This is a genomic window from Serratia sp. X3 (assembly GCF_014982455.1).
Classification (GTDB): Bacteria; Pseudomonadota; Gammaproteobacteria; order Enterobacterales; family Enterobacteriaceae; genus Serratia; species Serratia ureilytica.
In genome coordinates this window covers 1,055,075-1,070,957 of record NZ_JADCNB010000001.1, presented here as the reverse complement: position 1 = coordinate 1,070,957, position 15,883 = coordinate 1,055,075, and the positions used below count along the sequence as shown (strand labels likewise).

Genomic DNA, 15,883 nt, shown 5'->3' with positions numbered 1-15,883 from the left:
TTGCTTATGTTGCTGAGTCTAGCGTTAACGCCTTGGAGATCAAAGACCAAGCTGTAACGCCAGTTTTCATGTTGTCCCATAAGCGTGGTCTATACTTCTGCTGCCAGGAACGCAAGACAGCCCGAGAGGAAACTCGCATGTTACAAATCAGCACCGCAGATATCTTGAAAATCGTCCTACCGACCGTCATTACGCTGTTTATCGCCGTGGTCAAAACGCCTTTTCGCATCCGGCGGGAAAACCACGATAAGCTGTTAAACCTGCTCGAATCCGTCGAGAAGCCCCAAAGCGCCCCCATACGTCTGTTGCGGTTTCGCGACTATATCGGCAACCGCAGCGCCGGCCTTGTTGCGCTGCAGCTGCTGCTGGCATTGCCGGATAGCGTAGCGGCGCTGGAACGCTATCGTTTCACCGGTGGCCGTCAGCAAATCTTGCGTGCCACGCCCGCAGGCTTCGTTTTGCGGCCAAGCGCCAATAACGCGTTCAAGCGTTTCTTGCTTTCCTGTCGCTATTTCTTGCTGTATTTGGTGTTCGTTACGTTGCTGGTGCTGTTCCCTGCGTTGACTCAATGGGGACTGCAGCAGTTAGGGGTCTTGATTACGCCCTATTCACTCCACTATCTGCCTAATGCGCGCATCACCGACGGCTGGCAGCTGCTGTTCCCCGGTTTATTATTTATTATCATTATGTTCAGCCTGGCATACCTGACCTTCAGGCAGCTGGCACGCGCGGGCAACCTCAGTTCGGAACGCGCCTTTTATCGCTACTATCAACGCGCGCGTGAGGAACAACGATGCCGGGAAGTCCTGAGACAACTGCGCGCTACGCTGCGCCGAACCTGACGAGAATGCGCCGCCTGCGCTGCATCGCAATGGCCGCCCTGCTGCTGTTCGGCCAATCGGCTCGTGCAGAGCCGGTGTTAGAACGCCTCGCCACGCCCTATCACGCGCCGACGGCGGCGGGTTCACTGCCTTATTTTGTCGCTCACGCTCACTCCCGCCAACCGCGCACCGCGCTGGTGGTGATGCACGGCCACCCGCGCGATGTCGCCAAGACATTGCAAGCGGCGATCGACGCCGCGCAGGGAGCGGGGGACAACAGCTTGCTGGTCGCCCCGCTGTTCCAGGTGCCGGAGACGCTCGCCGCACGCTGCCGTTCCGCAGGGCTACCGGCGCCGCAAGAGGGTGACGCCCTGTGGCGCTGCGACTCCTGGATCGAAGGCGGTTTGGATAATGGCGAGAAAACCGGCTCGTTCAACGCCATGGATAACCTGCTGGCCGATCTGAAACGGCGCTGGCCGTCGTTGCAGTCGATCACCGTCGCCGGTTTCTCCGCCGGTGCCCAATTCGTGCAGCATTATGTCGGCTTCGCCAACCCGCCGGACGGAGTGCGTCTGCGCTATGTCGTCGCCGATCCGGGCAGCTGGCTCTATTATGACAACCTGCGTCCCCAGCCCCTTCACCCGGAGCGCTGTGGCAGTGAAAAAACCTGTCGCTTCCGCTGGCAAACGCTGGACGCCGGCCAGTGCCCGCAGGCTAACCAGTGGAAATATGGTCCGGAAGCGCTTCCCGCTCATCTGCAGCGCACCGCCGACACAGCCCGCCGGCGCTATGCGGCGGCGGATATCTCCTATCTGGCCGCAGACGGTGATACCGGCACCGCGCCGGGCGCCTACTATCGGATACTCGACAAATCCTGCGCCGCCCAGCTGCAGGGCCCCTACCGGTTGCAGCGCGCCCTGGCCTATGCCGACTATGACCGGCGCTATCTGGCGCCGGAGAAGCCGCATCGGTTAACCCTCGTTCCCGGCTGTGGACACAACGTCGCCTGCGTCTTTCCCGCGCCGGCGGCCAGGCAAGCGCTGTTCCCCATTAATGCAGACTAATAATAACGGCATTGAAATAAACCATTGCCGATAAATCAGACAATATCGCCGATAAAGCGCTGGCAATGCCGTTATTATTATGACTTAACATATTGCTATCAATTTTAATTCAAAATGATAATAATAAATCAACACAAAGCTGTTTCAGCGCAAATTTTAGGGGCATATACTTTTCTCACTACGAGGAGGTAGTTATGTTACGCGACCATTTAAAAATAAACGCCAGCGATACGCTGGAAAAAATCAGCAATATCCATTTGCAAAACCAGGGCCAAGAAGAGATCAGTGAGTTTGTGGTGAAAAACGCCGCCGGCCTGCAGATTGGCAAGGTCTCTGTCCACGATCGTTTCAGTACCCGTCGTTCTTATCCCACCAGCTACCGCATTACTCAGACCGATATGAGCGGCCGCGTAGTGGTGGACGCCATGCGGGACTGTCTGTAAGCGTAACCGCTCTCTGAAATAGACAATATTAATGTGATGATGGCAACCCTGTTTATTATTAAACGGGGTTTATCGCGTGGGAAAATTAATTAGCCTCGCGGTTTCACCGCCGAGAAAAAATAACGCCCCCGCATTGCGCGGGGGCGATAAATAAGCCCACTCAGTGTTTGATGATATACATCGTTTGGCTATAGGCCACGTCTTCCGGATTGGTGATCGGGTAGCCTTTTACCCACGGCTTGATCAGGCGGCCGTTGGTGTATTGGTATATCGGCGCGATCGGCGCCTGGTCGGCAATGATCTGTTCCATCTTGTTGTAATCGGCGGTCACCGCCGCCGGGTTGGTTTCCCGCCCCGCCTGCGCCAGCAGCTTGTCGTAGTCCGCGTTCTTGAACTTGGCGATATTGCCGCTGTGGGTGGAGGTGAGCAGCGACAGGAAGGTCGACGCCTCGTTATAGTCACCCACCCAGGAGGCGCGGATCACATCGAAATTGCCGGTATTGCGGCTGTCGATGTAGGTTTTCCACTCCTGGTTTTGCAACTTGACGTCAATCCCCAGCTTTTTCTTCCACATCGAGGCCACGGCGATGGCGATCTTCTGGTGGCTCTCCGAGGTGTTATACAGCAGCGTCAGCTTCAGCGGGTTGTTCGGGCCGTAACCGGCCGCCTGCAGCAATGCCTTGGCCTGCGCGTCCAGCTCCGCCTGCGGCTGCTGTTGCAGCAAACTCGCCTCGGGTTTGAACCCGGCGGTGACGTCCGGCGTGAAGTGATAAGCCGGTTTTTCACCGGTGCCCAACACTTTCTCCGCGATAATCTTGCGATCGATGGCGTAGGACAAGGCCTGACGCACCCGCACGTCGTTGGTCGGCGCACGCTGGGTGTTGAACGCGTAATAATAGGTGCCGAGCTGATCCGGAGTGTACACCTGCCCCGGAATGTCTTTCAGCAGCTTCTGATACATGTTTTTCGGGAAGGATTCGGTAATATCGATGTCACCCGCCAGGTAACGCTTGGTGGCGTTGGATTCCTGGTTGATCGGCACGAAGGTCACTTTGGTCAGCACGGTATGCGCATGATCCCAGTAATGGTCGTTAGGCGTCAGCACCAGCTTCTCGTTCACCACCCGCTCCTGCAGTTTGAACGCGCCGTTGCCCACCAGATTGCCGACCTTGGTCCAGTCGTTGCCGTATTTTTCCACCACCGCCTTGTTCACCGGGAACAGGCTGAAGTTGGCCGTCAGGCTGACGAAGTACGGCACCGGCTTGTCCAACTGCACCTTGAGTGTGTAGTCATCCGGCGCCGATACGCCCAAGCGATCGGCCGGCAGTTTGCCGCTGATGATCTGCTCGGCGTTCTGGATCCCCGCCAGCTGCGCGAACCAGGCGAAAGGCGACAGATTTTTCGGTTCTACCAGCCGCTGCCAGCTGTAGACGAAGTCTTTTGCCGTGACAGGGTCACCGTTTGACCAACGCGCGTCTTTACGCAGATGGAAAATATAAGTCTGGTTGTCGCTGGTCTGCCAACGGGTGGCGACGCCGGGGATCACCTTGCCGTTGGCGTCCTGATTGACCAGCCCTTCGAACAGATCGCGCGCCAGCTGAGCCTCCGGCAAGCCAACCGCTTTGATCGGATCGAGCGAGGCCGGTTCGTCTTTAATGTGACGCACGATTTCCTGTTTGTCCGCCAGCGCGGTGCCCGGGGGAACCTGCGCCGCCATGGCGCTGCTCATACAGGCGCCGATCGCCGCCGCGCAGAGCGCCAAACGAAAACCCCGTTGCATTTTTTTTCCCGTCATTATGATTTGCCCCCGTTAACCATCTGAATTTTTTATCATATAGCACAAGATCCATCCGGCCTAGAGCCCGCGGGCAAGAAGTTGCAAAAAGTGCGATTCAGGCGATAAAAAACCCGTGCGGCGCAGGGCGGCACGGGTGGGATTGCGGCAGCGACCGTCAGTCGTACAGGTGGATGCTGTTGATGCGATAGCTGAACTCTTCACCCTCTTCTTCATCGAACACGGTGAAGAAGCCTTTCTCAGCCAGCGGACGAGCCGAGATATCGGTTTTTTGCAGCTGACGCGCATCCGCGTCGTCGTAGCCGTAGTCGAGATAGAAGGCATCTTTCTGGTAATCGATATGCAGGGTGAACGGATAGTTCGATTCGTCCCCGCGCCCGTCGTCATTTTTCACCACGCCGAACCATTCCCCCTGACGGATCTGGTTTTCAGCGTCTACGCCGCACAGCAGCGTGATGGTGTCATTTTCATTTTCGCTATAGCTGGCGATGATTCTGGCTACTGGCATGTTAAATCCTCTTGCGGGTGATTGGCTTAACTCTGCCGTTAGTATAACAATAGCCTCAGGTCAGGTGCGGTTTAATTGGCGTTTTCGCCGCTACCGCATCACAGATCGCGCAAACGCCGCACAATTGCGATGGGAAAGAAGTCTTAAAGCGTAATACACTGAATAAAATGACAATGACTCTCGGCCTTTAACTCAGGGACAACACCATGACCGAACATCGACCGCGCAGTGAACGTGGCCAGTTGGCCGTCGCAGGAGAGAACTACGGCAGCTCGCTGCTGGGCGCGCCGCTGCTCTATTTCCCGGCGGCGGTCAGCGGCCCGGAAACCGGGCTGATCATCGCCGGCACCCACGGCGATGAGAGCGCCGCCATCGTAACCCTGTCCTGCGCGCTGCGCAGCATCGCCCCCGAACAGTTGCGCCACCACGTGGTGCTGGCGGTCAACCCCGACGGCTGTCAGCTGGGGCTGCGCGCCAATGCCAACGGCGTCGATCTGAACCGCAACTTCCCGGCCGCCAACTGGCGCTCCGGCGACACCGTCTATCGCTGGAACAGCGCGGCGCCGGTGCGCGACGTCAGGCTCTCCACCGGCGGGCGCCCCGGCTCCGAACCGGAAACCCAGGCGCTGTGTCATCTGATCCATCGCCTGAAGCCGCATTGGGTGGTGTCGTTCCATGAGCCGCTGGCCTGCATCGAAGATCCCGCCAGCTCGCGGCTCGGCGTTTGGCTGTCGCACAAGTTCGAACTCCCGCTGGTGACCAGCGTCGGCTATGAAACGCCCGGTTCGTTCGGCAGTTGGTGCGCGGATCTGTCGCTGCCGTGCATCACCGCCGAATTCCCGCCGATCTCCGCCGATGCCGCCAGTGAGCGTTACATCGACGCCATGACCGAACTGCTGACCTACCCGAATTAATCCCTACGGGGCGAGATCGACGATCGCCCCGCATTCGAACGCCAGACCCGGTTCGACGTCCCGCGCCAGCCAGGTCGGGCCGTCCAGATCGACGAAGCGCGCCGCCGGCGCCAGCGGCAAGGCGGCGGATATCGCCCGCGACGTGCACAACATGCAGCCGAGCATGATGGTGAATCCCTGTTCGCGCGCGGCCTGCGCCAGCGCCAGCGCCTCGGTCAAGCCGCCGGTTTTGTCCAGTTTGATGTTGACCATCTGATAGCGTTGCGCCAGCCGCGGCAGATCGGCGCGGGTGTGGCAGCTCTCATCGGCGCAGATCGGCAGCGGATGAATAAAGTGTTCCAATGCGGCGTCGTCACCGGCCGGCAGCGGCTGCTCCAGCATCGCCACGCCGAGATCGGCCAACAGCTGGCAGCGCGCCGCCAGCCCTTCCGCCTGCCAGGATTCATTGGCGTCGACAATCAGCGTCGCCTGCGGCACCGCGGCGCGGATCGCCACCAGCCGCTCGCTGATATAGTGATCGTCGAGTTTGATCTTCAGCAGCGTAGCGCCCTGCCGCTCCAGCTCACGCGCGGCGAAGGCCATCGCTTCCGGCGTACCGATGCTGACGGTCTGCGCCATGCGGATCTGCGCCGGCGCCGTCACGCCGCTGCGCTGCCACAGGGTCTGCCCGTGCAGACGACACTCCAGATCCCACAGCGCCGAGTCCAGCGCGTTGCGGGCCGCGCCCGCCGGCATCTGCGTCAGTAGCTGCTCGCGGGTGATGCCCTGCGCGATCGCCGGCGCCATCTCAGCCAGCTGCGCCATCACCGATTCCTCGCTCTCGCCATAGCGCGGATACGGCGTGCATTCGCCGACGCCGCGCATGCCCTGCTGTTCGATTTCGACCACCACCACCCGGGCTTCGGTGCGGCTGCCGCGCGCGATCACGAAGGCGGTGTGCAGCGGCCAGGCTTCCGGGTAAAAACGCATGTCTCTCATAACGGCTCCTGAGCGAAAACTGCGCATCCAGGCAGGCTGATGCGCCGGTGATGTTTTATAGAACAGCCTAATATATACAACTATTTAGCAAACTTTGATATCCAATCCGCCCCGCTTGTCATAAACTGGCGTCAGGGTGTGAACCTGATGTTAACAGCCGTCGCCGGCGCGCCGTTCCATCAGGTTCATACCCTTTGTATAAACACCTGTAAAAGGAATCTAGCAATGACTCAGACAGTACATTTTCAAGGCAATCCGGTCAGCGTAGCGGGCAAACTGCCACAGCAGGGCGAACAGGCCAAGGCCTTCTCGCTGGTTGCCAAAGACCTGTCAGACGTAGCGCTGAGCAGCTTCGCGGGTAAACGCAAAGTCCTGAACATCTTCCCAAGCATCGATACCGGCGTCTGCGCGACGTCGGTGCGTAAATTCAACCAATTGGCCAGCGGCCTGGATAACACCGTGGTGCTGTGCATCTCCGCCGATCTGCCGTTCGCCCAGTCTCGTTTCTGCGGCGCGGAAGGCCTGAGCAACGTGGTCACGCTGTCCACCCTGCGCGGCGCCGAGTTCAAACAGGCGTACGGCGTTGAAATCGCCGAAGGTCCATTGGCGGGCCTGACCGCGCGTGCGGTCGTGGTGCTGGATGGCCAGGACAACGTGCTGTACAGCGAGCTGGTGAACGAAATCACCACCGAGCCGGATTACGACGCGGCGCTGGCAGCGCTGAAATAATAAAGCCGGCGAACGCCGGCTTTAGATACACGGGAAGGCGCCGCAAGGCGCCTTTTTTATTCTTCGCCCTCAGCGCCGCCTTTGCGGCTGCTCAGGCCATACTCGCGCAGCTTGTTGGCGATGGCGGTATGGGAAACGCCCAACCGCTTCGCCAGCTTGCGGGTGCTGGGATAGGTGCGATACAGGCGCGTCAGCACCGAGCGCTCGAAACGCTTGCTGATGTCGTCCAGCGAACCGTCCAGCACCTCGTCGCCCAGCGACATCTCCACCTCGAACTCCGGCAACACGATATCCTGCGGCCGCAGTTCGTAGCCTTCGGTTTGCGTCAGCGCGCGGTAGATGGCGTTTTTCAGCTGGCGCACGTTGCCCGGCCAGCCGTATTTGCTGAGGAAACCGCCCAGATCGTTCGCCAGCTTGGGCCGCGCCACGCCCTGCTCATCGGCGAAGCGCGCCACGAACAGCTCGGTCAGCGGCATGATGTCCTGCGGACGTTCGCGCAGCGGCGGAATGGTGATGGTCAGCACGTTGAGGCGATAATAGAGGTCTTCGCGGAATTCGCCGCGCTGCACCAGCTCGGTCAGGTTCTTCTGGGTGGCGCAGATCACGCGCACGTCAACGTGCACCTCATGCTCTTCGCCGACCCGGCGGAACGTGCCGTCATTGAGAAAGCGCAACAGTTTGGTCTGCATGCGCGGCGACATTTCGCCAATCTCATCCAGCAGCACCGAACCGCCGTTGGCCTGCTCGAAGAAGCCCTTTTTACCTTCCAGCGCGTTAGGATAAGCGCCCGGCGCATGGCCGAACAGCTCGCTCTCCACCACGTCATCCGGCAGCGCGGCGCAGTTCAGCGCCAGGAACGGCTGTTTGCCGCGCGGGCTGCGCAGGTGGCAGGCGCGAGCCAGAATATCCTTGCCGGTGCCGGTATCGCCCACGATCAGCAGCGGCGCATCGAGCATCGCCAGTTTGCGCGCCTGCTCCAGCACGTGACGCATCTTGGCGCTCACCGCGACGATGTGATCGAATTCGGTATCGTCGTTCACCGACAGATTTTGCAGTTGGCGGCCCATGCGCGCGGTGGACTTCAACATCACCACCGCGCCGACCGCAGCCGGCTGTTGCTGTTCGTCCTCCAGATAGATAGGCGTAATGTCCATCAGGAAGTCCTGGCTGCGGATCACCACCCGTTCTGAGTGCGGCGCCGTATGCTCACTCTCCAGCCAGCGGCTGAAGTTATAGCCGCCGATCAGCGCCCCGGCGGTCTGGTTGCGGATCTTGTCTTCGTTCAGGCTGAACAACGCCAGCGCCGCCGGATTGGCCAGCTCGACCTTGCCCTTCATGTCGATAGAGAACACCGGCTCCGGCATCGACTCCAGCAGCGCACGCAGCGCGCGATGCTCGCGTTCGGAAGGCATAAAGCTGACGGTGCGCACGTCGGTCACGCCGGCGATGCGGCGGATCTCCGCCATCAGCGCGCGGAAAGTATCGAAGTCCAGCTGGGAGAAATTGAGGTAAATGCGGCCGATGGGATCGATCTCGATGCCACGTAAGTCAATGCTGCGCGATACCAAAAGATCGAGTAATTCTCGAGTGAGACCGAGGCGGTCTTCGCAAAATACTTCCAAACGCATCAGTGTTGGCCTTATCTCTGCAGGTGCGGGGATCGTTAGCGATGATGATACTCCCTCGCACCGGGCGGTAGAAGCGATCTGTCAGCAAAAGTTGACAGAACTCTGATTTATTGCCGTGGTTGCTGATTTTAAACGCAAGCGAATAACAGCATCGGCGTCATTTTAGCCCACAAACAGAGAGTTATCACAAACAGAATTAATTTCGCAGATATTTATCACGCAAGCATAGGGGGATCGACTATCGTCAAGTCTCGATTACGTCCGGCGTTGGCGCCGGTGAAATAACGGCGCTGCCAGGAGCGCCGTCGCGGGGTTATTTGGCCTTGCCGTCGCTCTTTTTCAGCGTGTCTTTCAACTGGCCGATCAGCTGGCTGCGGAAATCGCCAAGCTTCGGTTTCTCCCCTTCCAGCCACGGCAGCGGGCGACACAGTTCCATCGCCTTGATGCCCAGCCGCGCGGTCAACAACCCGGCGCCGATGCCCTGCGCCGCGCGCGCCGACAGCCGCGCCGCCAGATCCTGCGACATCCAATCCATGCCCACTTCGCGCACCAGTTCGGAGGCGCCGGCGAAGGCGATGTTGAGCAGCACCAGCCGGAACAAACGAATGCGGCTGAAGTAGCCCAGTTCAATGCCGTACAGCGCGGCGATGCGGTTAATCAAACGGATGTTGCGCCAGGCGATAAACGCCATATCCACCAGCGCCAACGGGCTGACGGCAATCATCAGCGTCGATTCGGCGGCGGAGCGGCTGATTTCGCGCCGCGCCTGATTGTCGAGCACCGGCTGCACCAGTTTGGCGTACAGCTCCACCACTTCACGATCATTTTGGGTTTCATGCAGCGAGGCCTGCCAACGCTGCAGCGCCGGATGCCCCTGATCCAGCCCGGCCTGGCGCGCCAGCTTCTCGCAGAATTCGCGCCCTTGCCCCAGTCCGTGGCTGTGCAACAGTTCGCGCGCCACGTCGCGCTCTTCCGCGCGCTGGCGCAGCCGATACAAACGCCGCCACTCGGTGACCACCGAACCGACGCCGGCAAACACGATCAGGCCGCCGGCCACCCCGCCGCCCATAGCGATCCAGTCCTGCTGCACCCAGGCGGTATGCACCCACTGCACGCCCTGCGCCACCACGCTGACGCCGAACAGCGCCAGCCCGGCGGTGACCATTTTGCGCCACAGGCTGCGTTTTGGCTTCAGCGCAGCGTTGATGATGCCCTCGGCGCGCCCTTCTTCCTCCTCCTGCTGCAGCTCCGGCGCCGCCGGAAAGAAGCTCTCCGCCTGCTCGGCGTCGAAAGCGACGCCGGCGCGCAACGTCGGTTCCTGCGGCGGCTGCAACGGCTCGTCAAAATCGATACGCGGTTTGATCGGCTCGCTCATCGCAATTTGTCTCCCAGTAAAAATTCCATCACCGCATCCAGACGGATATGCGGCAACGGGCTGTCCACGCTCATGGCGCGCGGGCGAAACTCATCGAAGTGGAATCCCTGGCTCTGCCAGAACGCCGGCCCCGGCAAACGGGCCGGCACTTCGCCGGGGAACACCGTCAGCGGCGCGCCGTCGCTGAGGCGATTGCCCTTCAGCGCCGGAATACGCTGCCCCTGATGATCGACAATGCCGCTCTCGGTCGCCTGCACCGAGGCCAGGCCAACGCAATCCATGCTGATGCCTTCGAACGCCGCGTTCTGCCACGCCTCTTGCACCAGCTGCTGCAGCAACGACACCAGATTGGCGTGCTGATCGGCGGTGATGTGATCCGCCTTGGTGGCAGCGAACATCAGTTTGTCGATGGTCGGCGAAAACAAGCGGCGAAACAGCGTGCGCTTGCCGTAATGGAAGCTCTGCATCAGTTGGGTCAGCGCCAGGCGCATGTCGTTGAACGCCTGCGGGCCGCTGTTGAGCGGCTGCAGGCAGTCGACCAGCACGATTTGCCGATCGAAACGGACGAAATGCTCTTTATAGAAGTTTTTGACGATCGACTGGCAGTAATAATTGAAGCGAGCGCGCAGCATGCCGATATTGGTGTGTTTGTCGGCCTGCGCCAGTTTCGATTCGCCCACCGCGGCAACATCGGGCCACGGGAAAAACTGCAGCGCCGGCGCGCCGGCCATGTCGCCCGGCAGCACGAAACGGCCCGGCTGAATGAAGTGCAGACCTTCGCTTTTGCAGCGCAACAGATAATCGGTGTAGGCCTGGGCGATCGCCGCCAGGCGATTTTCGTCGGCCGGGGCCAGCGGATCGCAGGTTTTACACAGCTCAAGCCAGGGCTTGGCCCATTCGGCGCGTTCACCCTGCAGCAGCCCGGTCATCTGCCGCGACCAGGCCAGGTAATCCTGCTCGAGCATCGGCAGATCCAGCAACCATTCGCCCGGATAATCGACGATCTCCAGGTACAGCGTCGAGGTGTCTTTGAAGTGGCGCAGCAGCGAGTCGTTGGAGCGGTAACGCAGCGCCAGACGAATTTCGCTGACGCCGCGCGTCGGCGTCGGCCAGGACGGCGGCGCGCCGTACAGCTGCGCCAGCCCTTCGTCGTAGGTGAAACGTTGGATGCCGAGATCGCGCTGCGGGATGCGCTTGACGCCCAGCAGGCGTTCTTCGCGCACAGGTGAAAACAGTGGCATGCGCGCGCCGCTGTGCACATGCAGCAGTTGATTGACGAAGGCGGTAATAAAGGCGGTTTTGCCGCTGCGGCTCAGGCCGGTCACCGCCAGGCGCAGATGGCGATCCATTCCGCGGTTGACCAGCGAGGTTAACTCATTTTGCAGTCGTTTCATTGCTCTCCTTGACGTAACGCCCGAATGCCTTGTTCAGGCCTTTACGGAACAGCGGTTCCAGCACCAGCGCCAGCACGAAGCGCACCGGTTTGCGGCCGACGGTCTTCAACAGCCAGCCGGCGGCGCCCGCCGGGCCATAGTTCAATAACGCTATGATGATGACTTTAGCCAATGTCTTCAACATTGCCGCCGCTCCTCGTTTAAATCCACCCGTTCTGGCGGTGTTCGCGACATCGATTTTATTCATGACAATGCCCTCCGGCACAAGACGATTAAGGTTATATTCAACGGGATGACGGCGGCGAAGATACCCGGCCTGCACAGGCCGGATATCGCAAGAAGAGTTACAGCTTGCGGAAGCGGCTCTGAACGCCGAAGGTGTCGGACGTTACGTAACGCTCGACCTGACGCAGCTGCTGTTCACCGCTGCCCAGCTCATATTCCAGCTGATCGAGCAACTGGCGCGGCGTCTTCTGATGCTCGCCCTCGAAACGGCTGGCCGGCGCTTCGTCCAACACGAACACCAGCGCGATATAGGCCACCAGCGTGAAGAAGAACAGCCCAAAGAACAGCGACAGCACCACCATCACGCGGATCAGGCGCACCGGCACGTCGAAATAGTGGGCCAAACCGGCGCAGACGCCTTTTACCATGCCTTCTTCGGGTACGCGATAAAGCTTTTTACTGCCCAGCGTCATGCTCATCAGGACTGTCTCCAGTTCGGGTGTTCCGCATCGAGGATCTCTTCCAGCGCCTGAATGCGTTCACGCATGCGTTTGGCGTCTTCCGCCAGCTGCGCCAGGCGCTGCATTTCTTGCTGACTCAGCTGGATGCCGGTCTGTTGCCGATTGCTGTAATGCAGCCAAAGCCAAATCGGCGCGACAAACAGCACGAAAATTGTCAGCGGAATGGCAAGTAATAAAGCACTCATTGTTATTCCTTCTTATCGGATCCTGGATAGGCGGCCACCTCCGGCGTGTGGCCGCGGTTCGCCTTACTCGGAGCGGTTCATCTTGGCTTTCAGCGCCGCCAGTTGCTCACTGATGGCGTCGTCGGCTTTCAGCTCGGCAAACTCCTGGTCCAGCGACTTCTTTTTACCGATGCTGATGCTTTCCGCTTCGGCTTCCATATGGTCGATGCGACGTTCGAACTGTTCGAAACGCGCCATCGCCTCATCCAGCTTGCCGCTGTCGAGCTGACGGCGCACCTCGCGCGAGGAAGATGCGGCCTGATGACGCAGCGCCAGGGCCTGCTGCCGCGCGCGGGTTTCGGTCAGCTTGTTTTCCAGCTCACCGATTTCGCTCTTCATGCGCGCCAGCGTTTCTTCTACGGTCGCCACTTCCTGCGTCAGCGTGGCGATCAGGTCGGCAACCTTTTGTTTTTCGATCAGCGCCGCGCGGGCCAAGTCTTCTTTATCTTTGCGCAGTGCCAGCTCGGCTTTTTCCTGCCAGTCGCTTACCTGGCTTTCACCCTGCTCGATGCGACGCAGCAACTGCTTTTTCTCCGCCAGCGCGCGCGCCGACGTAGAACGGACTTCAACCAGCGTGTCCTCCATCTCTTGGATCATCAACCGCACCAGCTTCTGCGGATCTTCCGCCTTGTCCAGCAGGGTGTTGATGTTGGCGTTCACGATGTCGGCAAAACGAGAAAAAATACCCATAATTCACTTCCTCTTGGTTCTGATGGCGTCTGAAGCGCCGCGTTAAGTCGTACAGCTTGCCCAAAGAGATAATCAAAACCCGTGCCAACTTTTATCCAATTGAAAAACAACAACTCTTTATTTTTGACTCTCTGCGCGCTTGCTGTAGAGTGATTATTTTCACCAAACATTGGCGAATTTCATCATGAACGAACAGCCAGAGAATTTGTTGGGCGAAGCAAACGCCTTTGTCGAAGTATTGGAGCAAGTCTCCCAGGTGGCAAAGCTAAACAAACCGGTGCTGGTGATCGGCGAGCGCGGCACCGGCAAAGAGCTGATCGCCCATCGTCTGCACTACCTCTCCAACCGTTGGCAAGGGCCGTTCATCTCGCTCAACTGTGCGGCGCTGAATGAAAACCTGCTGGACTCCGAGCTGTTCGGCCACGAGGCTGGCGCCTTTACCGGTGCGCAGAAACGTCATCTGGGCCGCTTCGAGCGCGCCGACGGCGGCACGCTGTTCCTCGATGAGCTGGCGACCGCGCCAATGCTGGTGCAGGAGAAATTGCTGCGGGTGATCGAATACGGCCAACTGGAACGCGTGGGCGGCAGCCAGCCGCTGCGGGTAGATGTGCGCCTGGTGTGCGCCACCAACGACGATCTGCCGGCGCTGGCGGCGGCGGGCAAGTTCCGCGCCGATCTGCTGGATCGGCTGGCGTTCGACGTGGTGCAGCTGCCGCCGCTGCGCCAACGCCGGCCCGACATCATGCTGCTGGCCGAGCACTTCGCCATTCAAATGTGCCGTGAGCTGGCGCTGCCGCTGTTTCCCGGCTTTACCGAACACGCCAGGCAGACGTTGCTCAACTACGGCTGGCCGGGCAACGTGCGCGAACTGAAAAACGTGGTGGAACGTTCGGTCTATCGTCACGGCGACAGCGACAACCCGCTGGATGAGATCGTCATCAACCCGTTTGCGCCACGCGAGGCCACGCCGCTTACGCCTGCCCCTGAAGGCGCCGGCGCGTTGCCGGCGCTGCCGCTCGAGCTGAAAAACTGGCAGTTGGAGCAAGAGAAGGCGCTGATCGAAGCAGCGCTGCAGCAAGGCCGGTTCAACCAGCGCAAGGCGGCGCAGCTGCTGGGGCTCACCTACCATCAGCTACGCGGTATGCTGAAAAAGCATGCGCTGCTGCAAAACGGCGAGCAAGACGAGGAATAACAGACAAAAAAAAAGCCAGCACCCGAGCTGGCTTAAAAAACACTGGAAGCAATGTGAGCAATGTCGTGCCTTCCACATCAGAGCCGCAAACTGTGGCCTTCCGTGAACTGCCAGGCGATGATAATAGTTATCAGTATCGTCTGTAAAGCACTTTGTTGAGAATTTTTCTCATTACCACACGAAGATTGCGCAATTACCACTCAGGGAACGGGTCTGCCATCTCCAGCCAATAGTCCACGCCGGCGGCCATTTCGTCGTCGCTCAGCAGGCAGTCGTCCAGCAGACGCACGATCGCCGCCTGTTGCAAGTGCTGGCCGATAAACACCAGCTCCTGGCGCATGTCGCCGAACGGCTCCATCCATTTCTCCTGTATATGCGCCCGCGTTTGCGGATCTTGCGGCCAATTGTCTTGCGGGATCGCGCGCCAAAAGGTGCCCGCCAGGCCGTAATGGGCGATGCCGCCGGCCTGGCTCCACTGCCCGGCCTGCCGCGGCCGCGTCGCCAGCCAGAAGAAGCCTTTCGAACGCAACAGCTTGCCGCCGCCCCAGTCGCCGTTGATCACGCGGTAGAACTTGTCCGGCGCAAACGGCCGCCGCGCCTGATAGACAAAGCTGCTGATGCCGTAGCTTTCCGTTTCCGGCACGTGTTCGCCGCGCAGCTCTTTCAACCAGCCGGGCGCCTGCTGGGCCTTTTCGAAACTGAAACTGCCGGTATTCAGCACCGCCTCCAGCGGCAGTTTGCCCGGCGCGATCGGCACAATGCGGGCGTCGGGATTCAGGCTGGCCAGCAGCGCCATCACTTCGCCCTGTTGCGTTGGCGTCAACAGATCGGTCTTGCTGACCAGGATCACGTCGCAGAATTCAATTTGCTCAATCAACAGGTCCGCCACGCTGCGCAGATCGTCCTCGCCCAGGCTTTGGCCGGCCTCCTGCAGGCTTTGCGCCTGTTGATACTGCTGGATAAAATTCACCCCGTCGACCACCGTCACCAGGGTATCCAGCCGGGCGAACTGCGACAGGCTTTCCCCTTGTTCATCCTCAAAGGTAAAGGTTTCCGCCACCGGCAGCGGTTCGGAGATGCCGCTCGATTCGATCAACAGATAATCGAAGCGCCCGTCCTGCGCCAGCTCGCGCACCGACACCAGCAGGTCTTCGCGCAGCGTGCAGCAGATGCAGCCGTTGCTCATCTCCACCAGCTTCTCCTGCTGGCGATCGAGGCGCACTTCATTCTCCACCAGCGCGGCGTCGATATTCACCTCGCTCATGTCGTTGACGATCACCGCCACGCGCATGCCCTGCCGGTTGTTCAGAATATGGTTCAGCACCGTGGTCTTGCCGGCGCCGAGAAAGCCGGAAAGCACGGTCACGGGAAGTTGTTTCATG

Annotated in this window: 17 protein-coding genes; 6 read left to right on the top strand and 11 right to left on the bottom strand. The window is 59.9% G+C overall.

Features of this window, described 5'->3' with window-relative positions; genetic code table 11:
* Nucleotides 1–32: 32 nt before the first annotated feature.
* The 3 genes from IMX17_RS05070 (at nucleotide 33) to IMX17_RS05060 (ending at nucleotide 2,328) form a co-directional block, all read left to right on the top strand.
* Nucleotides 33–842 carry a hypothetical protein gene (locus IMX17_RS05070; RefSeq protein ID WP_227414458.1) on the top strand — a complete coding sequence of 270 codons (810 nt, stop codon included), beginning with the start codon at nucleotides 33–35 and terminating at the stop codon, nucleotides 840–842.
* Entirely contained in the window at nucleotides 794–1,885 is a 1,092-nt protein-coding gene (locus IMX17_RS05065) for a hypothetical protein (RefSeq protein ID WP_182264374.1), read from the top strand. The genes IMX17_RS05070 and IMX17_RS05065 overlap by 49 nt, the downstream gene beginning before the upstream one ends.
* Before the next feature lie 194 nt (nucleotides 1,886–2,079).
* A complete protein-coding gene (locus IMX17_RS05060; RefSeq protein WP_004930507.1) occupies nucleotides 2,080–2,328 on the top strand; it encodes a hypothetical protein in 249 nt (82 codons plus the stop codon).
* A 160-nt stretch (nucleotides 2,329–2,488) separates the two neighbouring features.
* Here IMX17_RS05060 and IMX17_RS05055 read toward each other — a convergent pair whose 3' ends face one another.
* Complete coding sequence (locus IMX17_RS05055) at nucleotides 2,489–4,123, bottom strand: ABC transporter substrate-binding protein (RefSeq protein ID WP_046898226.1); 1,635 nt, start codon at nucleotides 4,121–4,123, stop codon at nucleotides 2,489–2,491.
* Between the two features lie 157 nt (nucleotides 4,124–4,280).
* A complete protein-coding gene (locus IMX17_RS05050; protein ID WP_015378006.1) occupies nucleotides 4,281–4,631 on the bottom strand; it encodes a hypothetical protein in 351 nt (116 codons plus the stop codon).
* Between the two features lie 206 nt (nucleotides 4,632–4,837).
* Between IMX17_RS05050 and mpaA the strand changes: the two genes are divergently transcribed.
* Nucleotides 4,838–5,545 carry a murein tripeptide amidase MpaA gene (gene mpaA, locus IMX17_RS05045; RefSeq protein ID WP_033643228.1) on the top strand — a complete coding sequence of 236 codons (708 nt, stop codon included), beginning with the start codon at nucleotides 4,838–4,840 and terminating at the stop codon, nucleotides 5,543–5,545.
* A gap of 3 nt (nucleotides 5,546–5,548) precedes the next feature.
* Here the strand turns inward: mpaA and ycjG are convergent, their stop codons facing one another.
* On the bottom strand, nucleotides 5,549–6,523 hold the full coding sequence (ycjG, locus tag IMX17_RS05040) for an L-Ala-D/L-Glu epimerase (protein ID WP_193549390.1): 975 nt from the start codon (nucleotides 6,521–6,523) through the stop codon (nucleotides 5,549–5,551).
* Nucleotides 6,524–6,748: 225 nt separating this feature from the next.
* On the opposite strand from ycjG, the gene tpx reads away from it, so the two are divergent.
* Entirely contained in the window at nucleotides 6,749–7,252 is a 504-nt protein-coding gene (gene tpx / locus IMX17_RS05035) for a thiol peroxidase (RefSeq protein WP_004930536.1), read from the top strand.
* A gap of 56 nt (nucleotides 7,253–7,308) precedes the next feature.
* Here the strand turns inward: tpx and tyrR are convergent, their stop codons facing one another.
* The 7 genes from tyrR to pspA all read right to left on the bottom strand — a co-directional run bounded on the left by tyrR (nucleotide 7,309) and on the right by pspA (nucleotide 13,309).
* Nucleotides 7,309–8,880 (bottom strand): transcriptional regulator TyrR, encoded by a 1,572-nt coding sequence (tyrR, locus tag IMX17_RS05030; RefSeq protein WP_046898224.1) that lies wholly within the window; start codon nucleotides 8,878–8,880, stop codon nucleotides 7,309–7,311.
* A gap of 313 nt (nucleotides 8,881–9,193) precedes the next feature.
* On the bottom strand, nucleotides 9,194–10,255 hold the full coding sequence (locus tag IMX17_RS05025) for a YcjF family protein (protein WP_033650280.1): 1,062 nt from the start codon (nucleotides 10,253–10,255) through the stop codon (nucleotides 9,194–9,196).
* Nucleotides 10,252–11,649 carry a YcjX family protein gene (locus IMX17_RS05020; protein WP_046898222.1) on the bottom strand — a complete coding sequence of 466 codons (1,398 nt, stop codon included), beginning with the start codon at nucleotides 11,647–11,649 and terminating at the stop codon, nucleotides 10,252–10,254. Before IMX17_RS05020 ends, IMX17_RS05025 begins: the two co-directional genes overlap by 4 nt.
* Nucleotides 11,630–11,896 carry a phage shock protein PspD gene (gene pspD / locus IMX17_RS05015; protein ID WP_031299672.1) on the bottom strand — a complete coding sequence of 89 codons (267 nt, stop codon included), beginning with the start codon at nucleotides 11,894–11,896 and terminating at the stop codon, nucleotides 11,630–11,632. The genes IMX17_RS05020 and pspD overlap by 20 nt, the downstream gene beginning before the upstream one ends.
* 97 nt (nucleotides 11,897–11,993) lie before the next feature.
* Nucleotides 11,994–12,353 carry an envelope stress response membrane protein PspC gene (gene pspC / locus IMX17_RS05010; protein ID WP_033643233.1) on the bottom strand — a complete coding sequence of 120 codons (360 nt, stop codon included), beginning with the start codon at nucleotides 12,351–12,353 and terminating at the stop codon, nucleotides 11,994–11,996.
* A complete protein-coding gene (pspB, locus tag IMX17_RS05005; RefSeq protein WP_004930553.1) occupies nucleotides 12,353–12,580 on the bottom strand; it encodes an envelope stress response membrane protein PspB in 228 nt (75 codons plus the stop codon). Before pspB ends, pspC begins: the two co-directional genes overlap by 1 nt.
* A 63-nt stretch (nucleotides 12,581–12,643) precedes the next feature.
* Nucleotides 12,644–13,309, bottom strand: a complete 666-nt coding sequence (gene pspA / locus IMX17_RS05000; RefSeq protein ID WP_004930555.1) for a phage shock protein PspA — start codon at nucleotides 13,307–13,309, stop codon at nucleotides 12,644–12,646.
* A 184-nt stretch (nucleotides 13,310–13,493) separates the two neighbouring features.
* Between pspA and pspF the strand changes: the two genes are divergently transcribed.
* Complete coding sequence (pspF, locus tag IMX17_RS04995) at nucleotides 13,494–14,501, top strand: phage shock protein operon transcriptional activator (protein WP_046898220.1); 1,008 nt, start codon at nucleotides 13,494–13,496, stop codon at nucleotides 14,499–14,501.
* 193 nt (nucleotides 14,502–14,694) lie between these two features.
* Here the strand turns inward: pspF and zigA are convergent, their stop codons facing one another.
* A complete protein-coding gene (zigA, locus tag IMX17_RS04990) occupies nucleotides 14,695–15,882 on the bottom strand; it encodes a zinc metallochaperone GTPase ZigA (protein ID WP_193549389.1) in 1,188 nt (395 codons plus the stop codon).
* Nucleotide 15,883 lies beyond the last annotated feature (1 nt).

What these genes read in the sequence shown, in the direction of transcription:
- ycjG (WP_193549390.1), bottom strand. Translation starts at nt 6,523, where the DNA reads ATGAGAGACATGCGTTTTTACCCGGAAGCCTGGCCGCTGCACACCGCC.
- pspA (WP_004930555.1), bottom strand. Translation starts at nt 13,309, where the DNA reads ATGGGTATTTTTTCTCGTTTTGCCGACATCGTGAACGCCAACATCAAC.
- IMX17_RS05055 (WP_046898226.1), bottom strand. Translation starts at nt 4,123, where the DNA reads ATGACGGGAAAAAAAATGCAACGGGGTTTTCGTTTGGCGCTCTGCGCG.
- zigA (WP_193549389.1), bottom strand. Translation starts at nt 15,882, where the DNA reads ATGAAACAACTTCCCGTGACCGTGCTTTCCGGCTTTCTCGGCGCCGGC.
- mpaA (WP_033643228.1), top strand. Translation starts at nt 4,838, where the DNA reads ATGACCGAACATCGACCGCGCAGTGAACGTGGCCAGTTGGCCGTCGCA.
- pspB (WP_004930553.1), bottom strand. Translation starts at nt 12,580, where the DNA reads ATGAGTGCTTTATTACTTGCCATTCCGCTGACAATTTTCGTGCTGTTT.
- IMX17_RS05065 (WP_182264374.1), top strand. Translation starts at nt 794, where the DNA reads ATGCCGGGAAGTCCTGAGACAACTGCGCGCTACGCTGCGCCGAACCTG.
- pspD (WP_031299672.1), bottom strand. Translation starts at nt 11,896, where the DNA reads ATGAATAAAATCGATGTCGCGAACACCGCCAGAACGGGTGGATTTAAA.
- tyrR (WP_046898224.1), bottom strand. Translation starts at nt 8,880, where the DNA reads ATGCGTTTGGAAGTATTTTGCGAAGACCGCCTCGGTCTCACTCGAGAA.
- IMX17_RS05050 (WP_015378006.1), bottom strand. Translation starts at nt 4,631, where the DNA reads ATGCCAGTAGCCAGAATCATCGCCAGCTATAGCGAAAATGAAAATGAC.
- IMX17_RS05025 (WP_033650280.1), bottom strand. Translation starts at nt 10,255, where the DNA reads ATGAGCGAGCCGATCAAACCGCGTATCGATTTTGACGAGCCGTTGCAG.
- IMX17_RS05060 (WP_004930507.1), top strand. Translation starts at nt 2,080, where the DNA reads ATGTTACGCGACCATTTAAAAATAAACGCCAGCGATACGCTGGAAAAA.
- IMX17_RS05020 (WP_046898222.1), bottom strand. Translation starts at nt 11,649, where the DNA reads ATGAAACGACTGCAAAATGAGTTAACCTCGCTGGTCAACCGCGGAATG.
- pspF (WP_046898220.1), top strand. Translation starts at nt 13,494, where the DNA reads ATGAACGAACAGCCAGAGAATTTGTTGGGCGAAGCAAACGCCTTTGTC.
- pspC (WP_033643233.1), bottom strand. Translation starts at nt 12,353, where the DNA reads ATGAGCATGACGCTGGGCAGTAAAAAGCTTTATCGCGTACCCGAAGAA.
- tpx (WP_004930536.1), top strand. Translation starts at nt 6,749, where the DNA reads ATGACTCAGACAGTACATTTTCAAGGCAATCCGGTCAGCGTAGCGGGC.